General features: G+C 73.8%; 11 protein-coding genes and 1 pseudogene. 7 read left to right on the top strand and 5 right to left on the bottom strand.

Going from position 1 to position 12,630, the window contains the following annotated elements:
* Nucleotides 1-225 precede the first annotated feature (225 nt).
* Both AB0946_RS34790 and AB0946_RS34785 read right to left on the bottom strand, forming a co-directional pair.
* Nucleotides 226-945, bottom strand: coding sequence for a ferredoxin reductase (locus AB0946_RS34790; protein ID WP_366764757.1), 720 nt, complete (start codon nt 943-945; stop codon nt 226-228).
* A gap of 37 nt (nt 946-982) precedes the next feature.
* Nucleotides 983-1,588, bottom strand: a complete 606-nt coding sequence (locus AB0946_RS34785) for a sulfite oxidase-like oxidoreductase (RefSeq protein WP_366764690.1) — start codon at nt 1,586-1,588, stop codon at nt 983-985.
* Between the two features lie 277 nt (nt 1,589-1,865).
* Here AB0946_RS34785 and AB0946_RS34780 point away from each other — a divergent pair, with 277 nt between their 5' ends.
* Entirely contained in the window at nt 1,866-2,627 is a 762-nt protein-coding gene (locus AB0946_RS34780; RefSeq protein WP_366764689.1) for a GNAT family N-acetyltransferase, read from the top strand.
* A 36-nt stretch (nt 2,628-2,663) separates the two neighbouring features.
* Here AB0946_RS34780 and AB0946_RS34775 read toward each other — a convergent pair whose 3' ends face one another.
* The gene (locus AB0946_RS34775; RefSeq protein ID WP_366764756.1) at nt 2,664-3,062 is read right to left on the bottom strand and encodes a MarR family winged helix-turn-helix transcriptional regulator; all 399 of its coding nucleotides are present in this window, start codon (nt 3,060-3,062) and stop codon (nt 2,664-2,666) included.
* Nucleotides 3,063-3,188: 126 nt separating this feature from the next.
* Between AB0946_RS34775 and AB0946_RS34770 the strand changes: the two are divergent.
* A pseudogene (locus AB0946_RS34770) lies at nt 3,189-4,270 on the top strand (hypothetical protein).
* A 208-nt stretch (nt 4,271-4,478) separates the two neighbouring features.
* Nucleotides 4,479-5,276, top strand: coding sequence for a putative protein N(5)-glutamine methyltransferase (locus AB0946_RS34765; protein WP_366764688.1), 798 nt, complete (start codon nt 4,479-4,481; stop codon nt 5,274-5,276).
* A gap of 128 nt (nt 5,277-5,404) precedes the next feature.
* Here AB0946_RS34765 and AB0946_RS34760 read toward each other — a convergent pair whose 3' ends face one another.
* Complete coding sequence (locus tag AB0946_RS34760; RefSeq protein ID WP_366764687.1) at nt 5,405-7,483, bottom strand: SpoIIE family protein phosphatase; 2,079 nt, start codon at nt 7,481-7,483, stop codon at nt 5,405-5,407.
* Between the two features lie 336 nt (nt 7,484-7,819).
* Here AB0946_RS34760 and AB0946_RS34755 point away from each other — a divergent pair, with 336 nt between their 5' ends.
* The 4 genes from AB0946_RS34755 to AB0946_RS34740 all read left to right on the top strand — a co-directional run bounded on the left by AB0946_RS34755 (nt 7,820) and on the right by AB0946_RS34740 (nt 11,926).
* Nucleotides 7,820-8,701: a hypothetical protein gene (locus AB0946_RS34755; RefSeq protein ID WP_366764686.1), complete on the top strand. Its 882-nt coding sequence runs from the start codon at nt 7,820-7,822 to the stop codon at nt 8,699-8,701.
* Between the two features lie 94 nt (nt 8,702-8,795).
* Nucleotides 8,796-9,170, top strand: a complete 375-nt coding sequence (locus tag AB0946_RS34750) for a hypothetical protein (protein WP_366764685.1) — start codon at nt 8,796-8,798, stop codon at nt 9,168-9,170.
* Nucleotides 9,171-9,333: 163 nt separating this feature from the next.
* Complete coding sequence (locus tag AB0946_RS34745) at nt 9,334-11,349, top strand: NADPH-dependent 2,4-dienoyl-CoA reductase (RefSeq protein ID WP_366764684.1); 2,016 nt, start codon at nt 9,334-9,336, stop codon at nt 11,347-11,349.
* 31 nt (nt 11,350-11,380) lie between these two features.
* On the top strand, nt 11,381-11,926 hold the full coding sequence (locus AB0946_RS34740) for a PadR family transcriptional regulator (protein ID WP_366764683.1): 546 nt from the start codon (nt 11,381-11,383) through the stop codon (nt 11,924-11,926).
* Nucleotides 11,927-11,961: 35 nt separating this feature from the next.
* Here AB0946_RS34740 and AB0946_RS34735 read toward each other — a convergent pair whose 3' ends face one another.
* A complete protein-coding gene (locus AB0946_RS34735; RefSeq protein ID WP_366764682.1) occupies nt 11,962-12,576 on the bottom strand; it encodes a hypothetical protein in 615 nt (204 codons plus the stop codon).
* Nucleotides 12,577-12,630 lie beyond the last annotated feature (54 nt).

Raw genomic sequence — 12,630 nt, 5'->3', positions numbered from 1 at the left:
CGTTCGGCCCACCTCGCGCACGCCGCGAACCCGCCAGTTCCGGCCCATGTGGCGCACGGCACGCCCCCTGCGCCCCACGATCCCGCGCGGCGCTCCCCGGCGCGACCCGGGCGCCGCCCCGCCGGGCTCCGGCGCCTCGATCCCGGGAGACCGACCCCATGGCAACGGAGCCGTTCCGTTCCGGCCGCCGCCCTCAGGGTCACCGCGTCGGCCGGTCCCGGGGCGTCAGCCGAAGCGTTCGATGCGGATGCGGTCCACCGGCTGCCCGGCCGCCACCAGCAGTCGGGAAGCGTGTTCGGCGAAACCGTTGGACCCGCACACATAGGCTTCCCACCCACCGACGGGCGGTTCGGCCAGGAGCGGCGCCACATGTGCGGTCGTCATACGTCCCACCGGAACCCCGGGCGGAGCGCTGCGCGTGAACACGGGCGTCGTCTCCGCGCCGAGCTCGGACGCGTAGATCAGCTCTTGCGGACTGCGCGCCGACACCAGCATCCGCAGCGGGACGGTGAGACCGCGCGCCCGGTGGTGCCGGATCATCGACATCAGCGGTACGACCCCGGACCCGGCCCCGATCAGCAGCGCGGGCCGGTCGCCCGGCCAGGCGAAGAAGCCGCTGAGCGGCCCCCGCACCTCGACCGTGTCACCGGGCCGGGCCACGCTGTGGAACCAGCCGGAGACCTCGCCGTCCGGCACCCGGTCGAGGGTCAGCTCGATGTGCCCGGAGCCGTCCGGAGCGGACGCGATCGAGTAGTGGCGCTGCGCCGTATAGCCGTCGGCCGCGGTCAGCCGCAGCAGCAGGTGCTGGCCCGGCAGGTGCCCCGCCCAGTGCGGCACCGCCAGCCGGAACGTGGCCGCGTGCGGTGTCTCGCGCCGGATCTCCGTCAGGGTGGCCGTCCGCCACACCGAGGCCGCCTGCTCGCTCACCGCGATCCGCCCTGGCACCGCGAACCGCTGCGCGGAAGTCGTCGTGTCCGTCGTGTCAGTCACCGGAGTACCGCTGTTCCTCCCACGGGTTGCCGCGTGCGTGGTAGCCGTTGCGCTCCCAGAAGCCCGGCTCGTCGTGGTCCAGGAGCGTGATGCCCGCGATCCACTTGGCGCTCTTCCAGAAGTACAGGTGGGGCACCACCAGCCGCGCCGGTCCGCCGTGTTCGGGCGGCAGCGGAGCGCCGTCGTACTCCCAGACGATCCAAGCCCGTCCGCCGGTGAGGTCGGCGAGCGGCAGGCTGGTGGTGTAGCCCGTGTGGGAGTGGGCGACGGCATGTGTGGCGGACCCATGGGGGCGCACCACGTGCAAGAAGGCGTCCAGCGAGACGCCGCCGAACCGCACGCCGAACTTCGACCAGCCGGTCACACAGTGGATGTCACCGTCGTACGCCGACGCCGGCAGTGTGTGCGCCGCGTCCCAGTCCCAGGTGTGCGGGCGCTCGACCAGGCCGTCGATGCGGAAGGACCAGTCGGCGGGGGAGAGGTCGGGGGTGACCTCGGCGGACAGGACGGGCCAGTCGTCGCGTGCGTCGTACTGCCCGGGCGGCAGTCCCGGGTTGTGGACGCGCGGGCGACCCGTGAAGCCTCGCGTGACGTTCATGGTTAAACCGTACGTGGTCGGCCGGGATGCTCCGGCCCCGGCCGGCGGCCCCGCCGCGCCACGGGGCCTCGCGCCCCACGGTGCCGCGTCGCACCGTGTCCCGGCTCGTCGCGTGTCATTGCGGCCGTGTGAACTCTGTCCCGGGCCGGGAATACCGGCCCGGAACCGCTCCTTGCCGATCAGTGCCGGCGCCGGTGCGCCGGTGACAGCACGAGAGAAGTGAGGGAACGAGGATGCTCCAGGCCCATGTCTCCAGCACCGTGACCGAGGTGGCCGGATGAGCGCCGTGACGAGCCCGGGCGTCCCCGGTCCGGCAGCCGCCGCCGTCCCGCACGTCCTCGACAACCCGGCGCTCGCCTCGCTGACCGGCCCGCACGCCCGCTTCGCCGAGCGGCGCGGCCGGGTGCTGCGCTACCCGGTCGACGTCTCCCCCTGGCTGGCCCTGCCCGACGACCCGGACGCGCGGGACTGGGCGGACGTCGCCGCGCTGGCCGGTCCCGGCGCCGAGGTGGCGCTGCCCGGTTTCCGCGGGGAGCTGCCGGAGGGCTGGGAGATCACCTTCCGGGTCGAGGGCGTGCAGTTCGTGGACGACGGCCTCGCCGCGGCGCCGGACCCGGAGGCGGTCCGCCTCGGCCCGGCGGACGTGCCCGAGATGCTCGACCTGGTGGCCCGGACCCGGCCGGGACCGTTCCTGCCCCGCACCGTGGAACTCGGCACCTACCTGGGCATCCGGCGCGACGGCGCGCTGATCGCCATGGCGGGGGAGCGGCTGCATCCGCCGGGCTGGACCGAGATCAGCGCGGTCTGCACCGACCCCGCCTTCCGCGGCGAGGGCCTGGCCACCCGCCTGATCCTCGCGGTCGCGCACGGCATCCGCGAGCGCGGCGAGACCCCGTTCCTGCACACGAGCGCCGAGAACACCAACGCCATCCGGCTGTACGAGTCCCTCGGCTTCCGGCTGCGCCGCCGCACCGCGTTCCTCGCGGCGAGGGCACCGCAGCGGCCGGCACAGGACCTCGCGGCGGTGCCGGTGCCGTAGCCGGATGCCGCTCCCTGCGGCACCCGGGCCGCCGCCTCAGTCCGGGTCCGCGCCGCCCGGGCCGGCGTTGTAACGCTCCAGGTAGGCGGCGAAGCGCACCAGGTCCTCCTCCGGCCAGTCCGCGAGCCGTTCCCGGAACGCGGCCCGGCGGCTGCGGGTGACCTGGGCCAGGATCTCCCGGCCGGCGTCCGTCAGATGCAGCACCTGGACCCGGTGGTCCTCCGGGTCCAGCCGGCGCTCGATCAGCCCGGCCCGCTCCAGCGCCGCCACCTGGCGGCTGACCGTGGACTTGTCCAGGGCGTAGTGCGCCGCCAGGTCCGTCGCCCGGCAGCCGCCGCGCTCCTCCAGGTGGCCGAGCAGGGTGTACGACACCAGGGACAGCTCGGGGTGCATGCGGCCCGCCGAGGCTCGGGCCCGGCGGGCGAAGATGGTCATCTCGCGCTGGATCGTCTCGACGGCCGACTCCGCTGCGCTCACGGGAATACCTCCTCCGACGGTCTAGTTGTATAGTACAACTTGAACTGGAAGTTGTATAAGCCAACCTTTGGAGGGCCGCGCGCGATGAGGTCACCGGCACTGCGCCATGTGCTCACGCACCTGATCACCCCGCTGCTGATGTGCGTCGGCATGGGGCTCGCGTACATGGGGGCGTTCGTCACCCCCGAGCCGCACCACCTGCCGGTCGCCGTCGTCGGCACCGCCCCGAAGGCGAAGGTCTTCGCGCAGACCGTCAAGGACGCCGCGGGGGACGGGCTCGACGTCCGCACCGTGGCCACCCGGGCCGACGCCGTCCACCTGCTCACGTCCCGCGAGGTGACCGGCGCCTATGTGCCGAGCGCCAAGGCGCCCGAACTGCTGGTGGCGACCGCCGCGTCCGACATGGGGGCCACCGCCGTGGAGAAGGTCTTCACACCGGTCGCCGCCCGGGAGGGCGCCCCGCTGAAGGTGACCGACGTGGCCGCCCCGGTCGCCGACGACCCCACCGGCCAGGGCCTGTTCTTCCTGCTGGTCGCGGTCAGCATCGGCTCGTACGCCTCGGTCGCCGCGCTCGGCGCCGCGGGTGCCGCCCTCGCGATGCGGTCCGGGCGCTGCTCGCGCTCGGCGTCGCCGCCGTGGTCGGCGGCATCGGCGCGCTGCTCGCCGGGCCGGTGTTCCACCTCGCCCACCACGACCTCGCGGGCGTCTGGGGCATGGCCTCGCTGTACTCGGCGGGCATCCTCCTCGTCGGCGTGGGTCTGCACACGTTCCTCAAGCGGTGGACCACGCTCACGATGATGGTGCTGTTCGTGATGCTGAACTTCACCAGCTCCGGCGGCCTGTTCCGGCCCGAACTCCAGAACGGCTTCTTCGGCACCCTGCACGCCTTCTGGAACGGCGCCGGCTTCGTCGAGGGCGCCCGCGGCCTGCTCTACTTCGGCGGCGACGGCCTGTCCCGTTCCGTGTGGACCCTGGTGGGCTGGCTGCTGGCCGGTGTCCTGGCGACCGCGGTGGCGGCCCTGTACGAGCGCACCCGTGCCGCCCGCCAGGGGGCGGCCGTCCCCGGCGCCGTGGCCGCACCCGCCGGGTCCGGGCCCGGGCGGGCCGCCGAGGAGGAGGCCGCGCAGGAGGCCGAGGAGGAGGCCGAGGAGACGGTCGGCGTCTGAACCCCGCCTCCCCGAGGGCCCGTCGGGGGCCGTGGGGTAAGGTGGCCGTCCGGCCGCGGACGCCCCGCGGCTTCGAGAACGAGGAGGTGAGACCCATTACCGCTGTGTCGGCTGGGGTGCTCCCTCCTCGTGACGGCGCGGTACGCCGGCCCCGGTGACCGCGGGAGCGCCCTGAAGGTTTCGCGCTCCCGAAAGGCTCCCGGCTTCCATGCCCACTCCCGTCCCGTTCTCCCCCTCCACCGTCGTCTCCGCGTTGCGCGCCGCAGGGTGCGTCTTCGCCGAGGACGAGGCCGAGTTGATCCTCGCCACCGCCCGCACCCCCGAGGAGGCGGCCGGCATGGTGGACCGGCGCACCGCCGGGCTGCCGCTCGAACAGGTCCTCGGCTGGGCCGCGTTCCACGGACTGCGCGTCGCCCTGGAACCCGGCGTGTTCGTCCCCCGCCGCCGTACCGAGTTCCTGGTCGACCAGGCGCTGGCCGCCGCTCCGGACGCGACCGTCGTCGTGGACCTGTGCTGTGGTTCCGGCGCGCTCGGCGCGGCACTGGCCGCCGCCCTGGACGGGGCGGAGGTGCACGCCGCCGACATCGATCCGGCCGCCGTGCGCTGTGCCCGCCGCAACCTCGCCGCGTTCGGCGGCCGGGCGCACCAGGGCGACCTGTACGACGCGCTGCCCGCCGGCCTGCGCGGCCGGGTGGGTGTCCTGACCGCCAACGTGCCCTACGTACCCACCGCCGAGGTGGCCCTGCTGCCGGCGGAGGCCCGTGAACACGAGCCGCTGGTGGCGCTGGACGGCGGGGACGACGGGCTCGCCGTGCTGCGCCGGGTGGCCGCCGGGGCCCCCGAGTGGCTCGCCCCCGGCGGCTGCCTGCTCACCGAGACCAGCGAACGCCAGGCCCCGGCCGCCGTACGGGCCTTCGAGGCCGCGGGTCTGACGACCCGCCTGGCGGTCAGCGAGGAGCTGTACGCGCATGTCGTGATCGGCGTACGGCCCCGGGCCCGAGGGTGACTCCGGTCCGCCACGGGCCCCGGTCACCCCAACCGCCGTCGGCCGCCCGGCCGCGGGAGCCCGAGGGCCTGTCGTCGAACTCGCGTCGTCCGGTGCAGCGCGCGGCGGACGGGAGTGCGCCGCCAGGTCTACGGCAGTTCCTGCGCCCGGGCGACGAGCAGGGCCACGTCGTCGTGGTTGTCCGGGTGGTGCAGCGTCCGCAGCAGCAGGTCGCAGGCCTCCTCCAGCGGGCGGGCCGGGTCGTCCAGCAAGGACAGCAGAAAGGCCAGGCGCTCGTCGAGCGAGTGCCGGCGGGTCTCCACCAGCCCGTCCGTGTAGAACACCAGCACGTCGCCGGGTTCGAAGTCGACCGTGACGGTGGAGAAGCCGACCCCGCCCACCCCCAGCGGCACCCCGGTGGGCAGGTCGAGCAGCTCCGCCGGGTGGCCGGGCCGCACACGCGCCGGCGGCAGGTGGCCGGCGTTGGCGATCCGACACTGCCGCAGATGCGGGTCGTGGACGGCGTACACACAGGTCGCGATCGAGTGGTCCAGGGCCGAGGTCGTCTTGTCCAGGTGCTCCAGCAGCCGCGCCGGATCGAGGTCGAGCGCGGCCAGGGTGGTCGTCGCGGTGCGCAGCCGGCCCATCGTGGCGGCGGCGCTGATGCCGCTGCCCATCACATCACCGACGACGAGCGCGGTCTTGCCCCCCTCCAGCGGGATCACGTCGAACCAGTCCCCGCCGACCTCGCTGGTGGCGCCCGCCGGCTGGTACCGGGAGGCCACCTCCAGGCCGGTGGTGACCGGCGGATTGCTGGGCAGCAGGCTGCGCTGGAGGGTCAGCGCGGTGTTGCGGGCGTTCTGGTACCAGCGCGCGTTGTCGATCTGCACGGCCGCGCGGGCGGCCAGCTCGCGCGCCAGCAGGACGTCGTCCTCGTCGAAGGGCGCCGGATTGCGGGTGCGTTTGAGGTCGAGCGCGCCCAGCACCTCGCCGCGCGCGATCAGCGGCACCGCGAGGTACGAGTGCAGGCCCGCCCGGCCCAGCAGCACGGCCGCCTCGGGGGAGCGGGCGATGCGCGGCAGGTCCTCGTCCTTCACCTGCGGCACCAGGACCGCCTCGGCGGTGCGCACGCACTCGGTGACCAGGCGATCGGGCGCGTACCGGGTGACCCGGCCGGGCGGGTCGGCGGCCAGCACCGCCGCCGGACCCTCCGCCGGACGGACCGCGAGGGCCCGGATGAGCGCCGCCTCCGAGGGGCCCAGGGCGCTGCGCCGGCCCTCGACCACCGCCTCCAGCAGGTCCACGGCCGCCACGTCCGCCAGTTCCGGCACGGCGACGTCGGCCAGTTCGCAGGCGGTGCGCTCGAGCTCCAGCGTCGTACCGATCCGGGCGGAGGCGTCCGCGATGACCGCGAGCCGGCGCCGCGCGGCCTCCCGCTCCACCGAGGCCCGGTGCTGCTCGGTGATGTCGGTCATCGAGACCGCCACCCCGAGCACGTTGCCCATCGCGTCCTCCAGCCGGTACAGCGAGTGCGACCAGGTGTGGTCCGCGTCCGGGTCGGCGGGCGTGCGGCCGACGAGCGTGGCGTCGATCACCGGCACCCCCGTCCCCAGCACCTGCCGGGCGGCGGCCTCCAGGGCTTCGGTGTCCAGCATCGGCAGCACCTCGCGCAGCGACCGGCCCACGTGCCCGGCGGCCGGCACCCCGTTCATCTTCTCCAGGGCCGGGTTGACCGAGACGAACCGCAGGCCGGTGTCCAGGACGGCGTAGCCGATCGGTGACTGCATCACCATCCGCTCGGACAGCGCCACGTCCTGCTCCAGCCGCCGCACGGTCGACTGGTCGGCGGCGAGCCCGAGCGCGTAGACGTCCCCCTGGTCGTCCATCAGCCGCATGTTGCGGAACTCCACCAGACGGGTGCTGCCGTCCTTGTGCCGGACGGGGAAGCCGCCGGCCCAGCTCTGCCCGGTGCGCATCACGTCGGCGAAGAGCTTGCCGACCAGCTGGATGTGCCGTTCGTGCACCATCAGCCGGGCGGCGTACTGGCCGAGGGCCTCCTGCGCGGTGTAGCCGAACAGCTCCTCCGCCTGTGGGCTCCACAGGACGATCCGCCCGTCGGTGTCCAGCACCACCGACGCCACGCCGAGGACGTCGAGCAGGCCGCCCGGAGGCACCGGCCCGCGCGCCGGCTCGCCGCCCTCCGTCACCGGAGGCCCGGGTGCACTCATGCCACGCACCGCCTTCGCCCGTCCGCACGGCACGCCGTCCCCCGTGCCGAATCCCCTGGTTCTACCGCGCTCACACCCGACTCTCCGACGCCTTCGCCGCCTACCTCCACCATCTCTCAACACGGCGCGGTCGTCCGCCGAAGCCGTCGCGCCGGCGGTGCGCGTCGTGCCGGACCCCCTGCCGAGACCGTACAGCGCGGTCCGGCGGGCCGTGAGAGTTCACGCTCATGTTGCTCTGTTGGTCTGTACATGACTACGACGCCACGCCAGACTGTCCGCCGACCGAGTGACCCCGCCCGCTCGCCCCGGGCCCCAGCCCCGTCAGAGGAGTCGGCCATGCCCGCGTCCGCCCGGCAACGTTGTCACGCAGTTCTCGCCGGACTCGTCACCCTCGCCACCGCCGCCGTCGTGTCGCTCGCCGCGCCCGCGCCCGCCCACGCGGCGGACACCTGGACCGAGACCGGCTCCGACCGCGCCGACCCGCTGACCGAGAGCCAGGGCCTGACCTCGGTCGAGGTCCCGGCGAACAGCCCCAACCGCTACACCGGCATCGGCACCATCCCCCTCGGCGTCTCCAGCCGCGGCTGGAACCACGTCGGCGACCCCGACGCCTCGTACGACGGCTACTACGTCGAGCCGTACCAGCGGGACTCCGGCAACTCCAAGATGTTCCGGGTGCAGGCGCCCGGCGGCGCCTGGTCGGAGTACGTCCACACGCTGGGCGCGGGCGAGGCCGTGAACAACTCCTGGGCCGCGATCTCGCCCGACGGCCAGTGGATGCTGTCCGGTGAGTGGGGCACGATGACCCGGCTGCTGGTCTTCCCGACCCCGGGCGTCAACCCGGCCACCTCCCCCTCGGCGAACCTCCCGCAGGTCTCCACCGTCCGCCTGGACCACGCGGTCCGCGACGTGCAGGGCTGCGACTTCTCCGGCCCCACGACCCTGCTGTGCTCCTCCGACGACCCGGAGGGCAGCCTGTTCGGCCTCACCAAGCCGCTGCTCCGGATCGACCTGTCGGGCGCGCCGAACGGCACGGCGGACGTCTCCGGCCATGTCACGGCGCTGCGCCAGCTGCCCCTGCGCAGCTCCTGCTCGGGCACCTTCGAGGCGGAGGGCATCGACTACGACCGCCGGACCGGCACCCTGCGCGTGATCGTGGTCTCGCCCGGCTTCTGCGTGCTGACGGACAGCAAGACGTACAAGTTCTCCCGCGGCTGAGGTGTGCCGGGCGGCCGGTGGTGCTTTGCTGAGGATGGATGCGGTTCGGCGGGGTACCCCGTTCCATCGCAGCACGGCCACGAAAGGAGCGATCATGGCAGACACGGAGCGGTCGCATCCGGAAACCGTCTCGGTGGAGATCAGCGGCTATTCCAAGGACGATGCCCGACTCGTCTTCGAAGCGCTCAGCGCCTGCTTCGCCTCCGACCGGGCTCCGGAAGAGGTACCGCAGCAGCTCCACGAGACCCGTCCGATGGTATGGCTCGGCACGTACGACGTCTCGGACGCCCGCGGCGGGGGCTGCCCGCCGGTCCACCTCGACTCGCCGGTCCAGGCGGACGTGCAGGGCAGTTACTGGGCGGTGGAGCGGTTCCGCAGCACCCTTGACTCGATGTTCACCGTGCAGGAGACCTGCACGGCCTCCGGCGACCAGGAGCGGGACCTGCACCTGCGCCTGGAGAGCCGCTGACCGCGTCGAGGTTCCGGGCGACGCCCCGGCCGGCCCACCGCCGGCCGGGGCGTCGTCGCGTCGGACCGTCCGTTCCCGCGCGCCGCCGTTTGTGCAACTAGTTGCACAAAGGCTCGGGCTTCCTCTACAACAGGAGGTGACGACACCGCGCACGGAGGGCCCGATGAGCCGTTACCCGCACCTGATGACCCCGCTCGACCTGGGCTTCACCACGCTGCCCAACCGCGTGCTCATGGGCTCCATGCACGTCGGCCTGGAGGAGGCCGAGCACGGCTTCGAGCGGATGGCGGCGTTCTACGCGGCCCGCGCGCGCGGGGGAGTGGGTCTCATCGTCACCGGTGGCATCGCGCCCAACGAGGAGGGGCGGCCGTACGAGGGCGGAGCCATGCTCACCACCGAGGCGGAGGCCGAACGGCACCGGACCGTCACCGAGGCCGTGCACCGCGAGGGCGGCCGGATCGCGATGCAGATCCTGCACTTCGGCCGTTACGCCTACCACCGGGACCTCGTCGCGCCGAGCCCCCTCCAGGCGCCCATCAGCCCCTTCGTCCCCCGCGAGCTGACCGACGCCGACGTCGAGCGCACCATCGACGACTACGCCCGCGCCGCCCGCCTCGCCCGGCGGGCCGGCTACGACGGTGTCGAGATCATGGGCTCCGAGGGCTATCTGATCAACGAGTTCATCGCCGCGCCGACGAACCGGCGCACGGACCGCTGGGGCGGCACCTACGAGAACCGGATGCGGTTCCCCGTCGAGATCGTCCGGCGGGTGCGCGAGGCCGTCGGCGAGGACTTCGTCATCATCTACCGGCTGTCCATGCTGGACCTGGTCCCGGGCGGCTCCTCGCTGGACGAGGTGATCGCGCTCGGCAAGGCCGTCGAGGCAGCCGGGGCCACGATCATCAACACCGGCATCGGCTGGCACGAGGCCCGCATCCCCACCATCGCCACCTCCGTGCCGCGCGGCGCCTACACCTGGGTCACCAAGAAGCTCATGGGCGCGGTGTCCGTGCCCCTGGTGACCACCAACCGCATCAACACCCCGGAACTCGCCGAGCGACTGCTGGCCGACGGCTGCGCGGACATGGTCTCCCTGGCCCGCCCGATGCTGGCCGACCCCGACTTCGTCGCCAAGGCCGCCGCCGGCACCCCGGAGGCCATCAACACCTGCATCGGCTGCAACCAGGCCTGCCTCGACCACACCTTCAGCGGGCAGATCACCTCCTGCCTGGTGAACCCGCGCGCCTGCCACGAGACCGAGCTGGTCCTCGCGCCGACCCGGCGGAAGAAGCGCGTCGCCGTCGTCGGCGCCGGCCCCGCCGGCCTCGCCTGCGCGGTCTCCGCCGCCGAACGGGGCCACGCCGTCACCCTGTTCGACGCGGCGGGCGACATCGGCGGACAGCTCAACATCGCCCGCAAGGTGCCCGGCAAGCAGGAGTTCGACGAGACGCTGCGCTACTTCCGCCACCAGCTCCGGGCCCACGGCGTCGACGTCCGCCTGGAGACCTGGGTGGAGGCCGGCGACCTGGAGGGCTTCGACGAGGTCGTCGTCGCCACCGGCGTCACCCCGCGCACCCCCGACATCCCCGGTGTCGACCACCCCCGCGTCCTCGGCTACCTCGACGTGCTGCGCGACGGCGCCCCCGTCGGCGAGCGCGTCGCGGTCCTCGGCGCCGGCGGCATCGGCTTCGACGTCGCCGAGTTCCTCACCGACGGCGGAGACAAGGCGAGCGAGGACCCGGAGACGTACTTCCGGAACTGGGGCGTCGACATGGACTACCGGGCGCCGGGCGGGCTCACCGCCCCCGAGCGGCCCGCGCCGCCCCGCCAGGTCCACCTGCTCCAGCGCAAGACCAGCAAGGTCGGCGCGGGACTCGGCAAGACCACCGGCTGGATCCACCGCACCGAGCTGAAGCACCGCGGCGTGACCATGGTGCCGGGCGTGCGCTACGACCGTATCGACGACGCCGGGCTGCACATCACCGTCGGCGACGAGAGCACGGTGCTGGAGGTCGACACGGTCGTGCTCTGCACCGGCCAGGAGCCGCGCCGGGAGCTGTACGAGGAACTGCTGGCCGCCGGGCGCAGCGCGCACCTGATCGGCGGCGCCGACGTCGCGGCCGAACTGGACGCCAAGCGGGCGATCAAGCAGGGCACGGAACTGGCGGCGGCGCTGTAGGGGCGTCCGCGCGCCTCCCTAGGATGACTCCATGTCACTCCCGCACGCGATCCTCACCGCCCTGCTGGAAAAGCCGTCGTCGGGACTGGAGCTGACCCGCCGGTTCGACAAGTCGATCGGCTACTTCTGGTCCGCGACGCACCAGCAGATCTACCGCGAGCTGGGGAAGCTGGAGGCGGAGGGCCTCATCCGCACCCTGCCGGCCGAGCAGCCGGCGCGCGGGCAGAAGAAGAGGTACGAGGTCCTGCCCGCGGGCCGCGCCGAACTGGCCCGCTGGACCGCCGCCGCGCAGGACCCCCGGGCCATGCGGGATCCGCTCCTGCTGCGGCTGCGCGCGGCGGCCGTGGTCGGCACCGCGGGCCTGGAGGACGATCTGCGCCGCCATCTGGAGCTGCACCGGCGGCAGCTGGCCGAGTACCGGGAGATCGAGCAGCGCGACTTCCCGCCGGACCGGGACGCCCCGCAGGACCGCCTGCGCCACCTGGTGCTGCGGGCGGGCATCGACCTGGAGACCTTCTGGACCCAGTGGCTGACCCACGCCCTGGCGGAGTTCGCCGGGCTGCCGGACGCCGACTGAGGGCGCGCGTGAGCCGGTACCGCCGTGCGGACCGCTCAGAGCCGGTACGGCTTCGAGCGCCGGCGCAGCACCCAGCCCGTGGCGATGACCCCGGCGCCGACCAGGGTCGCGCCGAGGCCCAGGGTCAACGGGCCGTAGTCGCGGGCGGCCCCGCCGAGCCCGCCCATCACGCCCCGCGACGGTGCCGGGCTGGACGTCGAGGAGATCGTCGGCCTCGTCGAGGGGACCGCCGGCCTCGTCGAGGGGACCGCCGGTCTCGTGGAGGGGACCGCCGGCCTCACGGACGCGGGCGCGGACGCGGACACGATCACCGACTGGCTGCCCGCCGTGAGACCGCTGGAGCACACCACCGCCACGGTGTACGTGCCCGGGCTCACCCCCGTCCAGGCCGCGGACTGGCTGACGGTCGTGCCGGACAGGGCCACCTGCCGGCCCTGGGCGAAGTTCGCCTGCCGGTCGGTGAGCAGGGCCGCCGTGCCCCAGCTGCCGTTGATGAGGGTGCAGGCGCTGGTGACGACGGAGACCGTGCTGCCGGTGGTGCTGACCGAGATGCCCGAGACCGCGGCGGACGGCCCGGCGAGCGCGGCCGGGAGGACGGCGGCGGCCGCCAGGGTCAGGCCGCGGCGGAGCGGAAGTCGCGAGGTGTGCATGGGCTGCCCTCCGGCGGCACGGTCGGCGGTACGTCCCATGCGCCGCCGGGGGTC

This window comes from Streptomyces sp. NPDC046870 (assembly GCF_040704595.1).
Taxonomy (GTDB): Bacteria; Actinomycetota; Actinomycetes; order Streptomycetales; family Streptomycetaceae; genus Streptomyces; species Streptomyces argyrophylli.
Note: the sequence above shows the minus strand (reverse complement) of the source record. Positions and strands in the feature narration are given on the sequence as shown.

What these genes read in the sequence shown, in the direction of transcription:
- AB0946_RS34785 (WP_366764690.1), bottom strand. Translation starts at nt 1,588, where the DNA reads ATGAACGTCACGCGAGGCTTCACGGGTCGCCCGCGCGTCCACAACCCG.
- AB0946_RS34780 (WP_366764689.1), top strand. Translation starts at nt 1,866, where the DNA reads ATGAGCGCCGTGACGAGCCCGGGCGTCCCCGGTCCGGCAGCCGCCGCC.
- AB0946_RS34775 (WP_366764756.1), bottom strand. Translation starts at nt 3,062, where the DNA reads ATGACCATCTTCGCCCGCCGGGCCCGAGCCTCGGCGGGCCGCATGCAC.
- AB0946_RS34765 (WP_366764688.1), top strand. Translation starts at nt 4,479, where the DNA reads ATGCCCACTCCCGTCCCGTTCTCCCCCTCCACCGTCGTCTCCGCGTTG.
- AB0946_RS34760 (WP_366764687.1), bottom strand. Translation starts at nt 7,483, where the DNA reads ATGAGTGCACCCGGGCCTCCGGTGACGGAGGGCGGCGAGCCGGCGCGC.
- AB0946_RS34755 (WP_366764686.1), top strand. Translation starts at nt 7,820, where the DNA reads ATGCCCGCGTCCGCCCGGCAACGTTGTCACGCAGTTCTCGCCGGACTC.
- AB0946_RS34750 (WP_366764685.1), top strand. Translation starts at nt 8,796, where the DNA reads ATGGCAGACACGGAGCGGTCGCATCCGGAAACCGTCTCGGTGGAGATC.
- AB0946_RS34745 (WP_366764684.1), top strand. Translation starts at nt 9,334, where the DNA reads ATGAGCCGTTACCCGCACCTGATGACCCCGCTCGACCTGGGCTTCACC.
- AB0946_RS34740 (WP_366764683.1), top strand. Translation starts at nt 11,381, where the DNA reads ATGTCACTCCCGCACGCGATCCTCACCGCCCTGCTGGAAAAGCCGTCG.
- AB0946_RS34735 (WP_366764682.1), bottom strand. Translation starts at nt 12,576, where the DNA reads ATGCACACCTCGCGACTTCCGCTCCGCCGCGGCCTGACCCTGGCGGCC.